The 18,102-nt window shown below is 72.8% G+C and carries 19 protein-coding genes; all 19 read left to right on the plus strand.

Translation table 11 applies throughout. The features are described 5' to 3' along the window. Positions 1 to 194: 194 nt before the first annotated feature. Positions 195 to 1,157: a ParB N-terminal domain-containing protein gene (locus tag AB0O00_RS07380; protein WP_363649138.1), complete on the plus strand. Its 963-nt coding sequence runs from the start codon at positions 195 to 197 to the stop codon at positions 1,155 to 1,157. Positions 1,158 to 1,361: 204 nt separating this feature from the next. Further along, entirely contained in the window at positions 1,362 to 1,850 is a 489-nt protein-coding gene (locus AB0O00_RS07385) for a PhzA/PhzB family protein (protein ID WP_363649139.1), read from the plus strand. Positions 1,851 to 1,890: 40 nt separating this feature from the next. After that, positions 1,891 to 3,063, plus strand: a complete 1,173-nt coding sequence (locus AB0O00_RS07390; protein WP_363649162.1) for a 3-deoxy-7-phosphoheptulonate synthase — start codon at positions 1,891 to 1,893, stop codon at positions 3,061 to 3,063. A gap of 42 nt (positions 3,064 to 3,105) precedes the next feature. Then, entirely contained in the window at positions 3,106 to 3,729 is a 624-nt protein-coding gene (locus AB0O00_RS07395) for an isochorismatase family protein (RefSeq protein WP_363649140.1), read from the plus strand. Beyond that, positions 3,726 to 5,615, plus strand: a complete 1,890-nt coding sequence (locus AB0O00_RS07400) for an anthranilate synthase family protein (RefSeq protein WP_363649141.1) — start codon at positions 3,726 to 3,728, stop codon at positions 5,613 to 5,615. The genes AB0O00_RS07395 and AB0O00_RS07400 overlap by 4 nt, the downstream gene beginning before the upstream one ends. 54 nt (positions 5,616 to 5,669) lie before the next feature. Then, positions 5,670 to 6,506: a PhzF family phenazine biosynthesis isomerase gene (locus AB0O00_RS07405; RefSeq protein WP_363649142.1), complete on the plus strand. Its 837-nt coding sequence runs from the start codon at positions 5,670 to 5,672 to the stop codon at positions 6,504 to 6,506. A gap of 69 nt (positions 6,507 to 6,575) precedes the next feature. Continuing rightward, on the plus strand, positions 6,576 to 7,208 hold the full coding sequence (phzG, locus tag AB0O00_RS07410) for a phenazine biosynthesis FMN-dependent oxidase PhzG (protein ID WP_363649143.1): 633 nt from the start codon (positions 6,576 to 6,578) through the stop codon (positions 7,206 to 7,208). Positions 7,209 to 7,413: 205 nt separating this feature from the next. Then, on the plus strand, positions 7,414 to 7,761 hold the full coding sequence (locus AB0O00_RS07415; RefSeq protein WP_363649144.1) for a nuclear transport factor 2 family protein: 348 nt from the start codon (positions 7,414 to 7,416) through the stop codon (positions 7,759 to 7,761). A 51-nt stretch (positions 7,762 to 7,812) separates the two neighbouring features. Beyond that, entirely contained in the window at positions 7,813 to 8,184 is a 372-nt protein-coding gene (locus tag AB0O00_RS07420; protein WP_363649145.1) for a nuclear transport factor 2 family protein, read from the plus strand. A gap of 122 nt (positions 8,185 to 8,306) precedes the next feature. After that, positions 8,307 to 9,137, plus strand: coding sequence for a methyltransferase domain-containing protein (locus AB0O00_RS07425; protein WP_363649146.1), 831 nt, complete (start codon positions 8,307 to 8,309; stop codon positions 9,135 to 9,137). Positions 9,138 to 9,188: 51 nt separating this feature from the next. Next, entirely contained in the window at positions 9,189 to 10,415 is a 1,227-nt protein-coding gene (locus tag AB0O00_RS07430; RefSeq protein WP_363649147.1) for an MFS transporter, read from the plus strand. 110 nt (positions 10,416 to 10,525) lie between these two features. Beyond that, the gene (locus AB0O00_RS07435) at positions 10,526 to 11,509 is read left to right on the plus strand and encodes a transposase (RefSeq protein WP_363649148.1); all 984 of its coding nucleotides are present in this window, start codon (positions 10,526 to 10,528) and stop codon (positions 11,507 to 11,509) included. A gap of 168 nt (positions 11,510 to 11,677) precedes the next feature. Beyond that, positions 11,678 to 11,803 (plus strand): hypothetical protein, encoded by a 126-nt coding sequence (locus AB0O00_RS07440; protein ID WP_363649149.1) that lies wholly within the window; start codon positions 11,678 to 11,680, stop codon positions 11,801 to 11,803. A 117-nt stretch (positions 11,804 to 11,920) separates the two neighbouring features. Continuing rightward, positions 11,921 to 13,912: a hypothetical protein gene (locus AB0O00_RS07445; RefSeq protein ID WP_363649150.1), complete on the plus strand. Its 1,992-nt coding sequence runs from the start codon at positions 11,921 to 11,923 to the stop codon at positions 13,910 to 13,912. Continuing rightward, complete coding sequence (locus tag AB0O00_RS07450) at positions 13,909 to 14,484, plus strand: NAD(P)H-dependent oxidoreductase (RefSeq protein WP_363649151.1); 576 nt, start codon at positions 13,909 to 13,911, stop codon at positions 14,482 to 14,484. The genes AB0O00_RS07445 and AB0O00_RS07450 overlap by 4 nt, the downstream gene beginning before the upstream one ends. Beyond that, positions 14,481 to 15,212, plus strand: coding sequence for a class I SAM-dependent methyltransferase (locus tag AB0O00_RS07455; RefSeq protein WP_363649152.1), 732 nt, complete (start codon positions 14,481 to 14,483; stop codon positions 15,210 to 15,212). Before AB0O00_RS07450 ends, AB0O00_RS07455 begins: the two co-directional genes overlap by 4 nt. After that, entirely contained in the window at positions 15,209 to 16,231 is a 1,023-nt protein-coding gene (locus AB0O00_RS07460; protein ID WP_363649153.1) for an NAD(P)-dependent oxidoreductase, read from the plus strand. Before AB0O00_RS07455 ends, AB0O00_RS07460 begins: the two co-directional genes overlap by 4 nt. Continuing rightward, positions 16,221 to 16,796 (plus strand): NADPH-dependent FMN reductase, encoded by a 576-nt coding sequence (locus AB0O00_RS07465; protein WP_363649154.1) that lies wholly within the window; start codon positions 16,221 to 16,223, stop codon positions 16,794 to 16,796. The genes AB0O00_RS07460 and AB0O00_RS07465 overlap by 11 nt, the downstream gene beginning before the upstream one ends. 20 nt (positions 16,797 to 16,816) lie before the next feature. Further along, positions 16,817 to 18,082, plus strand: a complete 1,266-nt coding sequence (locus tag AB0O00_RS07470) for a pitrilysin family protein (RefSeq protein WP_363649163.1) — start codon at positions 16,817 to 16,819, stop codon at positions 18,080 to 18,082. Positions 18,083 to 18,102 lie beyond the last annotated feature (20 nt).

The raw sequence follows: 18,102 nt of genomic DNA on the forward strand, positions 1-18,102 counted from the left end.
GCGGCCCGCCCCCGTACCACCCCCCGGCCGGGCGCCCGTGCCCGGCGAATCCCCTGGTGAACGGCCGACTTGACGGATTCCCCCGGATCTGACGGAGTCCCGCCCATCCGGTTGGCCCCACCTACCGGCGTACGGCACGATCACGAGGACAGCGATCGTGCCGGCCTCGCGCCGGCCAACGGGGAGAGCGCTTCGTGACCACCGCCAGCAACCCGACCACCGGCGTGCCCGGCATCGCCGCCGACTCCACGTCCGTACCCCTCGACCGCCTGCACCCCTCCGACTCGCCGCGCGCCGAGCGGCAGGACGCCGAGCACGTCCGCAAACTCGTCGAGTCCGACCGGGAGTTCGAGCCGATCCTGGTCCACCGCGAGACCATGCGGGTGATCGACGGCATGCACCGCCTCACCGCCACCGCGCTGCGCGGCCGCCGCGAGATCGCGGTCCGCTGGTTCGACGGGAGCGAGGCCGACGCCTACGTCCTGTCCGTCGAACTGAACGTCCGCCACGGCCTCCCGCTGACCCGGGCCGAGCGCCGCACCGCCGCCGGCCGCATCCTGCGCACCCACCCGCACTGGTCCGACCGCGCCATCGCCGAGCGCACCGGGCTCAGCGGCAAGACCGTCGGCAAGCTGCGGCGGTGTGCAGTTGAGGAGATTCCGCAGTTGCACGCCAGGCTCGGCCGGGACGGCAGCGTGCGTCCGCTCAACAGCGCCGAGGGCCGCCGGATCGCCGCCGCCCTGCTGGAGGCCGACCCGAGCGCGTCGCTGCGCGAACTGGCCCGCGAGTCCGGGGTGTCGGTCGGCACCGTCCGGGACGTCCGAGACCGGCTGAGCTGCGGCCTGGACCCGGTGCCCGAGCGGCGCCGCCGCTGCGTGCCCGCCGTCCCCCGCGAGCCCCGGCGGGCCGTCGCCGAGCCGGTGCGCGACGACGGCACGCAGGTGCGCAGGCTCGTCCGGGACCCCGCCCTCAAGGCGACCGACTCCGGCCGTCTCCTGCTGCGCATGCTGCTCACCACGGAGCTGCCGCCCGGGCAGTGGCAGTGCATCGTCGCCGCGCTGCCCGCCCACGCCGCGCCCCTCGTGCGGGAGGTCGCCGCGCGCCGCAGCGCGGAGTGGAGCGCCCTCGCCGACGCCCTGGCGGGCCCGGCCCGCTGAGGAACCCCACCGTCCAGCCCGTTCCCGGGGAATTGGGAGCGGGCATTTCGGCATTCCCGAAAACGGCTCGCACGGACGGCCCGCGGAACCAGTTGTGAACATTCCGGGAGCGGCCGTCAGGACATTTTTTGCACACCCCTGCCTGACCTAGGCTGCACATGCTTGAAACGGAAACCACCGCACATCCACCGCGAGGGGGCAGGCATGTCCGACACCACCGGACCGCAGGGGTTCGCCGCCGACGAGGAGCTCCGGGCCAGGAACCGGGCCGTCGTCGAGAAGTACATGAACACCCGGGGCGAGGACCGCCTGCGCCGGCACGAGCTGTTCACCGAGGACGGCAGCGGCGGCCTGTGGACCACCGACACCGGCGCCCCGATCGCCATCAACGGCCGGGACCGGCTGGCCGAGCACGCCGTGTGGTCGCTCAAGTGCTTCCCGGACTGGGAGTGGTACAACATCCGGATCTTCGGCACCGACGACCCGAACTTCTTCTGGGTCGAGTGCGACGGCCGCGGGGCCATCCGCTTCCCCGGGTACCCCGACGGCTACTACCAGAACCACTTCCTGCACTCCTTCGAATTCGTCGACGGGAAGATCAGGCAGAACCGCGAATTCATGAACCCCTTCGAGCAGCTGCGCGCCCTCGGCATTCCGGTGCCGCAGATCCGGCGCGAGGGAATTCCGACCTGACCGCGGCTCCACCGAATTGGAGATCAGCATGGAAGACAGCATCGAAGACGTCTTGCGCGAAATCCGCTTCCGCGAGGCCAGGCAGCAGCCCGAGTGGGCGGACGCCTCGCAGGTGCGGCGGGTCCACGAGACGCTGGCCGCCCGGCCGCCGCTCGCGAGAGCCGACGACATCCGCTCCCTGCGCGCCATCCTGGCCCGGGTCGCCCGCGGCGAGGCCCTGATCGTCCAGGCCGGCGACTGCGCCGAGGACCTCAACGAGCACACCCCGGACTACGTCGCCCGCAAGACCGCCCTGCTCGACCTCCTGGCCGGTGCGCTGCGCCTGATCACCGCCAAGCCGGTGGTCCGGGTCGGCCGGATCGCCGGGCAGTTCGCCAAGCCGCGCTCCAAGCCCACCGAACTGCACGAGGGCGTCGAGATCCCGTCCTACCGCGGCGACATGATCAACAGCCCGGAGCCGGACGCAGAGAGCCGCCAGCCCGACCCGCTGCGCATCCTGGCCGGCTACATGGCCGCCAACGAGATGATGGAGTACCTCGGCTGGAAGGGCCGGGCCGAGGGCGACGGCATCCAGCTGCCGATCTGGACCAGCCACGAGGCCCTGCTGCTGGACTACGAGATCCCGATGCTCCGCCAGGACGACAACGGGCAGGTCTTCCTCGGCTCCACCCACTGGCCCTGGGTGGGGGAGCGGACCCGGCAGGTCGAGGGCGCCCACGTCGCCCTGCTCGCCGAGGTGTTCAACCCGGTCTCCTGCAAGGTCGGCCCGAACATGACCCCCGACGAACTCCTCGCCCTGTGCGCCCGGCTGGACCCGGAGCGCGAGCCCGGCCGCCTCACCCTGATCGCCCGGATGGGCGCCGACCTGGTCGAGGAACGGCTGCCCGCGCTCGTCGAGGCCGTCCGCGCGGCCGGCCACCCGGTGATCTGGCTGGCCGACCCGATGCACGGCAACACCGTCACCGCGCCCGACGGGAACAAGACCCGGATGGTCGAGACGGTCGCCCACGAGGTGCGCGGCTTCGTCCGGGCGGTCACCGCCGCGGGCGGCGTCGCCGGCGGCCTGCACCTGGAGACCACCCCCGAGGACGTCACCGAGTGCGCCTCCGACCACGCGGCCCTGGACCGGGTCGGCGAGGTCTACACGAGCCTGTGCGACCCGCGGCTCAACCCCGGCCAGGCCCTCGACGTCGTCTCCGCCTGGACCGTCTGAACCCGCCCACCCCCGGAGCAGCCACGAACTGGAGGCAACGCCATGGCTGGCATCCCGCCCATCGATCCCTACCCGCTCCCGTCGGCCGGCGACCTCCCGGCCAACACCGTCCGCTGGGACGTCGACCCGGACCGCGCGGTCCTGCTCGTCCACGACCTCCAGCGGTACTTCCTGAAGCCCTTCCCGGACACCGTGCGCGCCGAACTCGTGCGCAACGCCGCACAGTTGCGCGCCTGGAGCGTCGCGCACGGTGTCCCGGTCGCCTACACCGCCCAGCCCGGCGGCATGACCGAGGAGGAGCGCGGCCTGCTCCGGGACTTCTGGGGCCCCGGCATGCGCACCGACCCCGCCGACCGCGAGGTCGTCGACGAACTCGCCCCGGAGCCCGGCGACTGGGTGTTCACCAAGTGGCGCTACAGCGCGTTCCACCGCACCGACCTGCTCCAGCGCATGCGCGACGCGGGCCGTGACCAGCTGATCGTCTGCGGCGTCTACGCGCACGTCGGCGTCCTCATGACCGCCGCCGACGCCTACACCAACGACATCCGGGCGTTCCTGGTGGCCGACGCGGTCGCCGACTTCTCCCAGGAGTACCACGCGCTCGCCCTGCGCTACGCGGCCGAGCGCTGCGCGATGGTCGTCACCACGAAGGAGGTCGTCGCATGACCGGCGCCACCGGCGGCCCCGACCTGCTCGGCCGCGTCCTCGGCCCCGACCCGGGCCCGTTCGCCCTGCTCCACCGGCCGGAGGCGACCGGCCCCCACCTCCTGGAGGTGCTGCTCGGCGAGGTGTCCGCCCCGGCCACCCTCGCCGGCATCCCGCTCCCGGACGACCGGACCCCCGCCGCCGGGCCCCACCACGAGGTCCTCACCCTCATCCCGTACGGCCAGATCGCCGAACGCGGCTTCGCCGCCCCCGACGACGGCACCCCGCTGGTCGCCCTGACCGTCACCGGCCAGCGCACCGTGCCCGTCGCCGAGGCGCTCGCCCGCATCCCGGACGTGCCGACCGACCTGGCCGGAGGCCACTTCGACGTCGACGACGCCGAGTACGCCGACACCGTCCGCCGCGTCATCGCCGAGGTGATCGGCGACGGCGAGGGCGCCAACTTCGTCATCAAGCGCTCCTTCGTCGCCGACATCACCGACTACGGGCTGCACAGCGCCCTCGCGTTCTTCGCCCGCCTGCTGCGCCGCGAGAGCGGCGCCTACTGGACCTTCGTCATCCACACCGGCGACCGCACCCTGGTCGGCGCCTCGCCCGAGCGGCACATCAGCCTCGACGACGGCCTCGCCGTGATGAACCCGATCAGCGGCACCTACCGCTACCCGGCCGGCGGCCCCACCCTGCCCGAGGTCATGGACTTCCTCGCCGACCGCAAGGAGGCCGACGAGCTGTACATGGTGGTGGACGAGGAACTCAAGATGATGTCCCGGATCTGCCCCGAGGGCGGCCGGGTCATCGGCCCGTACCTCAAGGAGATGGCCCGGCTCGCGCACACCGAGTACTTCATCGAGGGCCGCACCGACCGCGACGTCCGGGAGGTCCTGCGCGAGACGCTGTTCGCCCCGACCGTCACCGGGAGCCCGCTGGAGAGCGCCTGCCGGGTCATCGACCGCTACGAGCCGGGCGGGCGCGGCTACTACAGCGGCGTCGCCGCCCTGATCGGCCGGGACGGGCGCGGCGAGCGCCGGCTCGACTCCGCGATCCTGATCCGCACCGCCGACATCGACGCCACCGGCCGGGTGCGGATCGGCGTCGGCGCCACGCTCGTGCGCCACTCCGACCCGATGGCCGAGGCCGCCGAGACCAGGGCCAAGGCCGCGGGCCTGATCGCCGCCCTGGAGGACGGCGGCGCCGAGCGCTTCCGCGACCACCCGAACGTCCGCGCCGCGCTGGCCAGCCGCAACGACACCATCGCCGACTTCTGGCTCCGCGAGAGCGGCGGCCGCACCCGCCCGCAGCCCGAACTGGCCGGGCGCGAAGTACTGGTGGTCGACGCCGAGGACACCTTCACCGCGATGATCGCCCAGCAGCTGTCCTCCGTCGGACTGTCCGTCACCGTGCGGCGCTTCGACGAGCACTACAGCTTCGACGGCTACGACCTCGTGGTCATGGGACCGGGACCGGGCGACCCGAGCGAGGCCGGCCACCCGAAGATCGACCACCTGCGCACGGCCGTCGCCACCCTGCTCGCCGAACGCCGCCCCTTCCTCGCCGTCTGCCTCAGCCACCAGGTGCTCAGCCTGAGCCTCGGCCTGCCGCTGCGCCGGCGCGACGTGCCCAACCAGGGCGTCCAGAAGGAGATCGAGCTGTTCGGCGCGCGGGAGCGGGTCGGCTTCTACAACACCTTCGCCGCCGTCAGCGACGACGACAAGGTCGAGGCCGACGGCGTCGGCGTCGTCGAGGTGAGCCGCGACCGCGACACCGGCGAGGTGCACGCGCTGCGCGGCCCGCACTTCGCGTCCATGCAGTTCCACGCCGAGTCCGTGCTCACCCAGAACGGCCCGCGGATCGTCGCCGAGGCCGTCCGCGAGGTCCTGCGCGTCTGACCACTGCCGCCGGCCGCACGACCCTCAGCCCATACACGAGTTGGAGAACCAGAGATGCACCGGTACGTGGTGGTGGACGCGTTCGCCGAGGAACCGCTGCGCGGAAACCCCGTGGCCGTCTTCTTCGACGCCGACGACCTGCCGGCCGAGCGCATGCAGCGCATCGCCAAAGAGATGAACCTGTCCGAGACGACGTTCGTGCTCACCCCCCGCGAGGGCGGGGACGCCCGGATCCGGATCTTCACCCCGGTCAACGAACTCCCCTTCGCGGGGCACCCGTTGCTCGGCACCGCGATCGCCCTCGGCGCCGAGACGGAGGCCGAGCGGCTGCGCCTGGAGACGGCGATGGGTGTCATCCCCTTCGAGCTGGACCGGGTGGACGGCGCCACGGTCGGCGCCCGGATGCGCCAGCCGGTGCCCACCTGGGAGCCGTTCGACCGGGCCGACGAACTCCTCGACGCCCTGGGGGTGAAGAGCTCGACCCTGCCGGTCGAGATCTACCGCAACGGCCCCCGGCACGTCTTCGTCGGCTTCGAGAGCGTCGATGCCCTGTCGGCCGCCCACCCCGACCACCGGGCCCTGTCCGCCTTCCCGGACATGGCCGCCAACTGCTTCGCCGGGGCCGGGAGCCAGTGGCGTAGCCGGATGTTCTCGCCCGCCTACGGCGTGGTCGAGGACGCGGCGACCGGCTCGGCGGCCGGCCCGCTCGCGATCCACCTGGCCCGGCACGGGCTGATCGAGCACGGCCGCCCGATCGAGATCCTCCAGGGCGTCGAGCTCGGCCGCCCGTCGCTGATGCTCGCCCGCGCCGAGGCCGTGGCCGGCCGCGTCGACTCCGTCGAGGTCGGCGGCCGGGGCGCGGTGTTCGCGCACGGCACGGCCTTCATCTGACGCCGGACGGCGTCCACCGCACTTCGCACGTCGCACTTCGAGCCGACGACACACAAGAGGAGGCCCACCATGGGGGGCAGGTCCGAAACCCTGACCGGGACGATCGACATCGCGTTCCCGGAGTACGACAACCCGCCGCCCGGTCCGGCCGGCCTGTTCCGCGCCTGGTACGAGCGGGCGGTGCGGTTCGGCGTCCGCGAACCGAGGGCGCTCGCGCTGGCCACCGCCGACAAGCTGGGCCGCCCCTCGACCCGGATCGTCTCGATCAACGAGATCACCGACGAGGGCGTCGTCTTCGCGACCCACCTGAACAGCCAGAAGGGCCGCGAGCTCGCCGAGAACCCGTACGCCTCGGGCGTCCTGTACTGGCGCGAGACCAGCCAGCAGATCTCGATCAGCGGCGGGGTGGAGCTGCTCGGCACCGACGTCGCCGAGGCCAAGTGGCTCGAACGCCCGCTGTTCACCCACGCCGCGTCGGTGACCTCCCGGCAGAGCGAGGAGATGCTCGACATGGCCGCCTTCCGGGCGGAGGTCAACCGCCTGTCCACGGCGGGACCGATGCCCCGCCCGGAGAGCTACGTCGCCTTCCTGCTGCGGTTCGACGGCGTCGAGTTCTGGGCCAACGGGGCGGACCGCGTCCACGAGCGGCTGCGCTTCGACCGCGACGGCGAGGGCTGGACGACCCGCCGGCTCCAGCCGTAACAGCCGTATTCCCCCCAGGCCCCGGCCCCACGGCCGGGGCCTTCGGTTTGCCGGTCGGAAGTGCTGTCGCGCCCCCCGGGGACCGACTTGACATAGTCCCCCGGCCGCCGTCGCCCGGCGGGGCGCCCCCGGAGCAGACTCGTCGAGCGGGGCCGGACGGCCCGTCGGAGAAACGCTCCGGCTCCGCCGAACCCCAGGAGACGACATGGCAGATGACGCCGCGACCGTGGCCGACGCCTACTTCACCAGCTGGCGGACCAGGGACTTCGCAGCCCTCCGCCCGCTGCTCGCCGACGAGGTCCACTACGCGGGCCCGCTCGCCGAGCACGGCAGCGCCGACGCCGTCGCCGGAGCACTGGAGGCGGTGGCCGACATCATGGTCGACCTCGTCGTCCGGAAGGTGTTCGTGAGCGGCGACGACGTCCTGACGTGGTTCGACCTGCACACCTCGGTCGCCGACCCGACACCGGTCGCCAACTGGATGCGGGTCGAGCACGGACAGATCACCAGTCTGCGCGCGGTCTACGACCCCAGAGGGTTGACCGGCGCGTGATCCCCCGGGGGCACCGAGCCCCCGCCGATCCCAGGAAAGGGACCAGGACCTGTGAACGCCGACACCACCCGCGAGAAGGCCCACCAGCCCGAGGATCTGGCCCGGCTGTGGGTCGAGCTGGCCAACGCCGGCGACGCCGACGGCCTCGCCGAACTCTACGAGCCCGACGCGGTGATGGCCTTCCCGATCGGCCGCAACCACGTCGGCCGGGAGGCCATCCGGGCGGCCTTCGCGGAGATGCTCAAGCGCTTCTCGCACTTCGAGATGGAGGAGCCGCTGCCCACGCTGGTCACCGGCGACCTCGCGCTCACCTCCTCGCACCCGGCCGACGACAGCCGCGGGCGCTACCAGGTGGCCCGGCGCCAGCCGGACGGGACCTGGCTGCGGGTCCTGCACTCCTCGGGCTACTTCGTCGAGGCCTGACGTCCTCACGCGCCGACGTCCCGACGTCCCGTCCCGACGTCCAGACGTCCCGGCGCGCCCCGACGACCGGCCCCCGAGCGGTCCGCACCCCGGCAGCCCACCCACCACGAAAGGCATCCGCGATGACCACGTACCCCGACCCCGTGCACCCCGACGTCCTGATCACCGGTGAGGCCTACACCTCCGGGCTGCTGAGCAAGGACCTCCCCACCGAGCTGACCCGGCTCCAGCTGCTGGAGAAGACGTACGACCCCGGCACGGTGGCGGTGCTCGACCGCCTGGGCATCCGGCCCGACTGGCGCTGCCTGGAGCTGGGTGCGGGCGCCGGTTCGGTCGCCTACTGGCTGGCCGGCCGGGTGCCGGGCGGCTCGGTCGTCGCCGCGGACATCGACCCCCGGTTCATCGAGCCGGACCGGGCGGCCAACCTCGACGTCCGCTGCATGGACGTCACCAGCGAGGAGTTCCCGGCGAACTCCTTCGACCTGATCCACGCCCGGGCCGTGTTCATGCACCTCCCGAACCGCGAGGAGATCCTGCGCCGCGCCCTGAACTGGCTCGCCCCCGGCGGCTGGCTGGTCATCGAGGACGTCTACTTCCTCCCCGCCGAGGACTCCCCCTACCCGCACTGGCGCGCCGCCAACGGCGCCTGGACGACGGCCCTCGCCGCCCAGGGCATCGACCTGGCCTGGGCCCGCCGGATCCCGGCCGCGCTGACCGCGGCGGGCTGCGAGTCGGTCGACGTGGCCGTCACCCCCGGCGGCCTCGGCGTGACCGGCGACCAGGACGAACTCCTGCGCATCCGCCTGGTCCAGAGCGAGGAACGCCTCGTCGGCGCCGGTCTGGTGACGTCCGAACAGCTCGACGGCGCCCGGCTGGTGCTGGAGAGCCACCCCGCGCCGGACGTGTCGACCCTCGTCTACTCCGGCTGGGGCCAGAAGCCCGCCGCCCGCTAGCCGCGATCCCCTCACCCGTCCGTCCCCTGAACCCCCCTCGGTGGTGTCCCCATGAGTACGACCCAGACCCCGAACATCGCGGCCAAGAGCGCCGCACCACCGGTGTCGAGCAGCGCGATCGCCTGGCTCGCCTTCGCCACGATGTTCGTGATCGGCACCGACACCTTCCTCGTCGCCCCGATGCTCCCGACGCTGGCCCAGAGCTTCGACGTCTCCACCGGCGTCTCCGGCTGGATGGTCAGCGCCTACGCCCTCGGCTTCGCCCTCTTCGCCCTGGTCGCCGGCCCGCTGTCGGACGGCCGTGACCGCCGCGCCGTGCTGCTGCTCGGCTTCGCCGGCTTCATCGTCGCCACCGCGCTGTGCGCCGCCGCCCAGGGCTTCTGGACGATGATCCTCTTCCGGCTGCTGGCCGGCATGTCGGCCGCGCTCGTCACCCCGCAGATCTGGGCGTCCATCCCGGTCCTCGTCCCGGGCGACGCGATCGTCAAGACCATGGGCTTCGCGGGCGCCGGCATGTCCGTCTCGCAGGTGGTCGGCGTGCCGATCGGCGGCTGGCTGGCGGCCTCGTCCTGGCACGTCCCGTTCATCGCGGTGGCCGGTCTGGCCGCGATCGCGTGGCTGGTGCTCTGGCGGGTCTTCCCGTCCGTCCCGGCCCCCGCGGCGGCGACGCGCACCGGGTTCTTCGAGACGTACGCCTCGCTGTTCCGCTCCAAGACCTTCACCTGGTACCTGGTCGCCTACCTCGCCTACCAGACCGGCGTGTTCGAGACCTTCTCCTTCATCGGCACCTGGCTGGAGAAGGACTTCGACCTCGGCATCTCGGCGATCGGCGCCGCGATGATGGCGCTCGGCACCGGCATGGCGATCACCTCGCTGTTCGGCAGCCACCTGATCAAGCGGCTCGGCCAGGAGCGCACGCTCGTCCTCGCGCTCACCGCGCTGGTCGTGATCTACGGCGCCGTCCCGTTCGCCCCCAACCTGGCGACCGCGATCGTCCTGCTCGCCCTCGGCTCGGCCGTCCTCGGCCTCAACTACCCGATCTTCATGGCGATGCTGATCTCGCAGACCAGCGCGGCCCGCGGCACGGTCTCCTCGCTGGCCACCACCGCGCTCTACGCCGGCACCACCATCGGCGGCATCGTCGGCGGCGTCCTGCTCACCCGGTTCGACGGCTTCTACGGCGTCGCCGGCTTCACGGTCCTGGCCCTGCTGGCCGCCTTCGCGATCTTCGCGGGCGCCGGCGCCTTCCGGACCCGCCCGGCGGACTCAGCCGCCTGACCCGGATCCCCGGGTCCCCGATCGAGCGGTGCGTTCGCCCCACCCCCGGGGGCGAGCGCACCGCTCACCTCCGTTTCCGAACCCCACGACTCCGAGCCAGGGGGCACGCGATGACCCGTACCACCGGACGGCAGGCCGCGCTCGCCGAGCTGTGCGACCGACTCTTCGCGTCGCTGCCGCGCAGCGACCAGCGCCGGACCGGGCGCGACTACATCCGCGGCCTGCTGGACACCGAGGGCCGCAAGTCGTTCCGGAACATGGCCGCGAGCCTCGGCGGCGACGCCAACCTCGAACAGCGGCTGCACCACTTCGCGAGCTGCTCCACCTGGGACTGGCGGCCCATGCGCCGGGCGCTGGCCCGGCACATGACGGCCACCGCCGTCCCGGACGCCTGGGTGGTGCGCCCGCTGGTGATCCCCAAGGAGGGCGACAACACCGTCGGCGTCCACCAGCGCTACGTCCCCACCCTCGGCCAGGTGCTCAACGCCCAGTACGCGGTGGGACTTTGGGCCGCCTCCCGGGGCCGGTGCTACCCGGTGGGCTGGCGGCTGCTGCTCACCCACGACTGGCTGGACGACCCCGCGCGGCGCGCCCAGGGCGGGATCCCCGACGACCGGACCGCCGAGTCGTACGTCGACGCCGCGATCGAGGCCTACCTGGACCTGGTCGCCGGGATGACCGGACCGTCCGTCCGCCGCCCCCTGGTCCTGGCCGCCGACACCGACGCCGTGCGGGCGATCCACCGCCTCCGGGCGGCCGGAGCCCCGTTCGTGGTCCGGGCCGACCCCGGACTGCCGCTGCACGCCGCCGGCCCCGCGCCGGCGCCCGTCCGGGTGCGCTCCCCGTTTCACCCCGCCGGCCCGTCCGACGACCTGCTCCTGATCGACGCGGACCAGACCTGGCTCACCAACCAGCTCGACACCGACCCCGCCGCCCTGCACGCCCTGACCACCCTCCCCACCACCGTCGACGACTCCTGCGCCCGCATCACCGACCACGTGGGCCTGCGCGACTTCACCGGCCGCACCTACGCCGGCTGGAACCGCCACACCACCCTCGTCTCCGCCGCCCACTGCCTCACCCTCCTCGCCTGAACCCCGAAGCCTGAACCCCGACGCCCCCGCCCCGGACCCGCGAATTGTGCGGAGAGTCGCCATGGCGGATTCCCGCAGCTTCGAAGCGTTGTGGAGGCGACTGCCGGTCAGCCACTCTTGATCTCGCCACCGGAATACCGGATGGGTCTGAATAACTATCAAGAAAGGGTGGGCACCATGACCGACGCCGACCTGAACGCCGCGCTCGAAGAGGTTCTCGCTTCCTTCGAGGCCGCCGACGAGAACATGAGCGAGCGCGAGTACGAGCTGGCCCGTGGGACCAAGGCCTGGTAGTAAGTCCGATTCCGGGGGGACCCGGAATTCCGACTGAATGAAGTGGCGGCCCCCGGATTCCGGGGGCCGCACTTTCCCGTGACCTGGAGTGGTGGAGTCGTGAGTTCAACCCTTTCCATGGCGGAGGCGTCTGCGGCGGGCGCTCAGCGCCCCTGGCTGGCCGAGGAGGGCCTCGCCTGGCAACCGGATCACCGGCTCATGGTGTTGTGCTCCGCGGCACACTCGACCGTGGACTGCTCGGTGGCGGCCGGACTGCCGCAGCCCGCCGAAACAGTGCGGGTACCGGCTCCGCGGCCCGGGTTCGAGGACCTCGGGGGCCTGGACATCCTGCTGCGGGAGCTGCTCGCCCGGGTGGACGCGTTCCCGGACGAGGCGGCGGTCTCCCGGCTGCGCAGCCGTCACCAGGACACCCTCGATCTTCTGACCTCTCCTGCTCAGCGCCAGGAGATCGGCCGGGTGCTGCCGTTCTCGGAGGCCGCCGCGCTCGGTACCACCCGCCGGATCAGCCGTGAGTCGCACACCAGCGCCCTGTGGATCGACGCCGCCGCCCGGCTGGTGGCCGACTGCGCCCGGCTGCTGGCCGGCACCGGCCCGCTGCTCCTCGACGTGGCGGCCCTGGACCTCTGGGACCGCCCCTCCGTACGCGTGCTCTACCGGGCCGCGCTGGTTGCCGCCGATGGTTCGGCCGGCCTTCTCGTCCGTGGCTTCCTCGGCCGGCCGTCGGCCGCCCAGGACGAGGTCGTCGGCCGCCTCCGCGGCACGTTCTTCGACAATCTGGCAGCGCGCCGGGGCGTGATCGTCCACCTCCCCGAGGCGGACGGGGAAACCCGTGGGACGGCAATTTCGGAAAACGGTGCCGAGGCGCTCGAGAGTGCGGTGCACCGTGCTCTGCAGGGCGGTCTTCCCGATCTTCTCCGGCTGGTCGGTGATTCGCTGGCCATGCAGAATTTCGAGCGCTCGCGCCTGGTGTCCGGAACGGCCCGTCGACTGCACGAAAACGGTGGGATTTCGGCCGGGGACGGGCCGGAGCTGCAGGTTCAGCTGTTCCGTCTCGAAGCCATATCCGCGGCCCAGGTCGGCGACATCCCGGAGGCGGAACTCCTGCTCGGGAAGGCGCTCGAACTGGCCCGGCGCCCCGAGGACGTCGCCCATCTGAATTATCTGCTGGCGCTCATCGCGACCAAGCGTTCCTACGACCCGGAAGCGGCCCGCACCTTCTACGGGCGGGCGCGGCGCGCGGTGGACGATCTGGCCGATCCCAGCGTCGAGGCCTTGGTGGAGCGGGCCTGGGTCGGCAACGGCCTGGCACTGGCGGCCGTGCTGGAGGCCCGCAAGGCCACCGACCCCGTCGAGCGCGAGGCCCGGTTCGCCGAGGCGTACCGGGAGGAGCTGGCCGCGTTCGCGGCGGTGCGGGGTCTGCCCGGGATGAGCGCGTTCTACCTGCGCTACAACCTGGGGTACAACCTGTCGTTCCTGCTGGAGATCACCGGCCGCTACGAGCAGGCGCAGTCCTTCCTGACCTCGGTCTCCTCGGTGCTGCTGTCCGCGGACCGGTCCGACTACCTCGCGCTGTACCAGTACGCGATAGGGCTGCTGCGGCTGCGCAACCAGGACTTCCCGGGGTCCGCGGAGTCGCTGGAACTGGCCGTCGGCCTGGCCGAGTCGCTGCGTGACCCGTTCTACCTGGAGCGCATGCTGTCGGCACTCGGCTACGTCGAGCACAAGCGCGGGCGGCACGCCGAAGCCCTGGCCGTCTTCCGCGAGGGCACCCGGCTGGCCCGCTGGCTGCGGGACGAGGACGCCTACCGGCAGCAGCTGTCCGGTCTGCTGTGGTCGGCCGTGCTGGGCACCGAGCCACTGGACGCCGAGACCCTGGCCGCGGCGGAGATCCACTTCCCGGCCGCGGTGCGCGACCTGGCGAGCGGTGACCAGGAGCGGTCGATCGCGGCGCTGCACGCGGCGGGGGCCGAGATCCTGGTGCCGTCCTCCAAGCTGCCGTCCTACGTGGCCTCGGTCGACCTCGAAGGCCGGCCCAGCTACGACCTCAACCGGTTCCTGGCCGGTGTGGCGACCACCGAACGCCCTGAGACCGAAGGAGCGATCCGATGAACCGGGTGACCTTGCTGTGCGGCAGCCGTAAGCCGGGACCGGGCATCGAACGTCCTTCCTCGGCGCGGCAGTTGCTCCTGGCGGTACAGGCCGGCCTGGGCGATGCGGACACCCCGTACGAACAGGTCGATCTGCGGGAAATGGACATTCCGCAGTTCGACGGCCGTACCTGCGCCGAGTACGGAAGCCCGGACCTCGACCGGGTGCGGAAGACGATCGACGAGTCCGACGTACTGGTCGTCTCGGCGCCCGCGTACTGGAACTCCGTCGCCGGACCGCTGGTCAACCTGTTCAACGTGCTCGGCGGCGCCAACTACGACCTCGTCCCGGACCGGGTCCTGCCGCTGGCCGGCAAGACGGTGATCCTGCTGGTCATCGGTGCGGACCACTCCTCCGCGTATCACGCGGCCGCCCAACTGCGGTCGATGCTGGCGGCCATGGGCGCGTGGGTGGCACCGCGCGAGACCGTCATCGGCAACCCCCGTCAGGTGCCGGACTTCGCCGGGGTCGTACGGGACCTGCGCGGTCTCGGAACGTACGCCGCGACCGTCGTCCCGGGGATGCCGCGATGACACAGGCCGTCGTCCCGCCCGTGCTCACGGTCGCCCAGACCGACCGGCTGGCCCAGCGGATGCTGGACCACTGCCACCGCGAGGGCGTGCTTCCGGCGGCGTCGGACGACCTCTGGGACGGCTATCACCTGCTCCGGTCCCGGCTGTACGAGACGTTCCGCGTGCCCGACACCCACCTGACCCCGCTCGCGGCGAGGATCCTCTACGCCGTTGCCGCGCTCCACCGGCCCCGGCGGATAGCCGTCCTCGGGTGCTACGCGGGGAACCTGCTGGGCTGGGTCGCCGGACCTGGTTTCGGCCCCGCGGCCGGGTACGAGGGCGTGACGGCCGTCGGGCTGGACGTCGACGCGGAAGCCGTGGGGCTTGCCGAAGAGAACCTGCGCCGGGCCGGCTACCACTCCGGCGCGCGAGCGGTGTGCGCCGACGCCTACGACGCATCGGCCCTGGCCGCCGAGGGCCCGTGGGATCTCCTGCTGCTGGACGTCGACGAACCCGGTGCCCGCAAGGCGGGCTACCACCGGGTGCTGGAGCGCTGGGCACCGTACCTCGCACCGGGAGCCGTCGTCATCGCGCACGACGTCAAGCACCCGGCGTTCGCACGTGACTTGGGCCGCTGGGCGGACGACGTCAGGGCGAACGGGGCCGTCGCCACGACCGCCCTGCCGGTGGACGAATGCGGCCTGGAGGTCTCCCGCTTCGCCGGCCCGCCGCCTTCGCCGCTGTCATGACGGGGACTCCGGAGGCCGGGATCCCGGCCGCGGACGAGCTGTCGCCGGCCGGGCAACGTGTCCTGGTGGTCGGCGCGGGGATGCTCGGCGCCGCCCTCGCCGGCCGGCTGAACCGGCTGGGCTGCGACGTGGTCTGCGCCGACCGGGACGAGCAGCGGGCCCGCGCGGTCGGCGACCGGGCCGGCGGGCGCTCGCTGGCCCTGGACCTGGCCGACCGCGCGGAGACCGCGGCGGCGGTGGCCCGGCTGCGGCCCGATCTGGTGGTCCACGCCGCCGGACGGCTCACCGCGGCCACCGCGGAGGAGACCGCCGAACTGCTCACCGGCACCGCGGCCGCCACGACCCACCTGGCCCAGGCCGCTGTTCAGGCGGAAGTGCCGCGGTTCCTGTTGCTGTCGAGCCTCGGGGTCTACGGCACACCGGTCGCGCCGGCCGGCACCGGGCCGGTCGCCGTCGGCGAAACGGCCCCGTGCCGCCCGGTCACCGCGTACGGCGCGGCGAAGGCGGCCGCCGAGGCGATCGGGCTCGGGGTGTGTGCCGGCAGCCGGACCACCGTCCGGATCGCTCGGCTCAGCGGCGTCTACGGCCCCGGTGCCAGGGCCGGCGGCGGCTGGATGGCAGCGTCGCTGCTGCGGCTGCTCGCCCTGCACCTGACCGGCCGGTCACTGCGCGTGCCGTCGTGGCTGGACAACCGCGAGTACCTGTACGTGGACGACGCGGCCCGGGCACTGGCGCTGTTCGCCGCGGCACCGGACGACGCTCCGACCGTCCTGAACATCGGCACCGGCAGCCCGCTGCCGGTGGCTCGCGTCGCGCAGGCCTTCACCGCACTCGGCGCGACCGTCGAGGTCGACCGCCCGGACGAGGACCGTCCGGCACCGGTCAAGTGGCAGCTGGACGTGTCGGCTGCCCGGCGCTTCCTGGGTTTCACCGCCGACACCCCGCTCGCCGTCGGACTGGCCTCGTGGGCGGCGCAGTTGAGACGCAGTAGTCGAGAGAGGAACGACCATGACGGATGACATCGCGGCGGTTCGGCCCCGGGAAGTGCTGGTGCTGTGCGGCAGCGTGCGCGCCGACGGGTACACCGGCGCACTGGCCCGCTACACCGCCGGCTGTGTGCGGCAGCAGGGCTTCCAGAGCACGGTGTGGGAACTCGGGCAGCGCCCGCTGCCGATCGCGGACCCGGCCTACCACCACGACCCGGCGGCCAACCCCGACCCCTCGGTGCGGGAGTTCGTGGCCGCCGCACAGCGCGCCGACGCCTTCGTCCTGGCCGGCCCGGTCTACCACAACTCGTACTCCGGAGTGCTGAAGAACGCCCTGGACTGCCTGAGCATGGCCGAGTTCGACGGCAAGCCCGTCGGCCTGCTGGCCCACGGCCCGAAGCTCACCGCGGTCCAGGCCTGCGACCACCTGCGCATCGTCGTGCGCGGCCTGTACGGCCTGTGCGTGCCGGAGCAGGCCGTCACCACCCCGGCCGACTACGAGCGCGATGCCGCCGGCACGCTGCGGCTGGCGGAGCCGGGCATGCGGGCCCGGGTGAACGGCCTGGTGGCTTCGGTGGTCAAAGCGGCCCAGCGGTGAGCAGCCTCGCGGCCGGGCCGGTGACCGTCCATCGCAGCAGGCCGGGAACGTCGCGCTCGGCTTGTGCCATGCTCGTGCTGTCCAGCGGCTCGTGGTCCGATCCGGTGGGCAAGTCGGGCCTGGCCCACCTGTACGAACACGGGTTCTTCGCCGGCGCCGGACCGTACGGCACCGCCCGGAGCATCGCCGCCGCCGCGTCCGCGCTGGGGCACGAATTCAATGCGCACACCGCAGCCGAGTACTCCGCCTTCCACATCAGCGGCCCGGACGACACACTGCCGCAGGCACTGGACCTGCTGCTGACCTGTTACACGGCTCCGCGCTGGGACCCGGCGGAGATGGCCGCGCAGTCCACGGCGATCGGCAACGAGCTGCGGATGTTCGCCGACGACCGCCAGCGCCGGCTGCGGCACCTGGTGACCGCGGCCCTGCACGGCCCCGGCCCGTTCTCGCTGCCGCCGCTCGGTGACGCCGACGAGATCGCCCGGCTCACCACCGCCGATGTCGCGGCCTTCGCCCGCGACCTGGCGGGCCCGGAGCGGTCGACGCTGCTCATCGACGCGCCGGGCCACCACCCGGCCCTCGACGAGGTCGTCACCCGGCACCTCGGCGCGCCCGACGGGGCCGCGCGTCCGGTTCCCGGCACGGCTCCCGACACGTACGGCCCGCTGGTCCACACCGCGCTCGAACTCCCCGGCCGCACCGCACTGGTGGCACTCGCCGTCCCCGGGGTCTCCTACCGGCTGAGCACACGTGAGATGTACGCGATGCGGCTGTTCCACGCCGCCATCGGGGCCATGCCCGGCAACCGGATCAGTACCCGGCTGCGCGGTGAGCTCGGCCTGGCCTACCAGGCGCGGACGGTGCTGGAGCCGCACGCGCGCACCGGCGCCCTGATCGCCGTGCTCGGCTGCGCTCCCGAGCGGGTGGCGGAGGCGGTGGACGCGCTGCGCGTCCTGCTGGAGGAGGCGTTGGAGAAGCCGTTGACCGACGGCGAACTGGCCCGTGCGGCGGCGATGAACCGGGGCGTTCACGTCCGGGACCGTGAGACGGCGCACGGCCGCTGCTCGGTGATCGGCCAGGAGATCCTGCGGCGCGGCGAGGCACAGGCGGAGGACGAGCTGTTCGAACTCTGGGGTGACATCGGTCCCGAGGAGGTCCTGCGGACCGCCCGGCGCACGCTGCTGCCGGACGCCGCCCGTTGTGTGGTGGTCGGGCCGGCCGGCTGTACGGACGGGCTGCAGGGCAGCACGGCGCTGACCGGCCCCTGGCGAACGGTCAGGTGACCGACAGTGCCCGGTGACCG

The sequence above is a fragment of the Kitasatospora sp. NPDC093558 genome, assembly GCF_040683475.1.
Taxonomy (GTDB): Bacteria; Actinomycetota; Actinomycetes; order Streptomycetales; family Streptomycetaceae; genus Kitasatospora.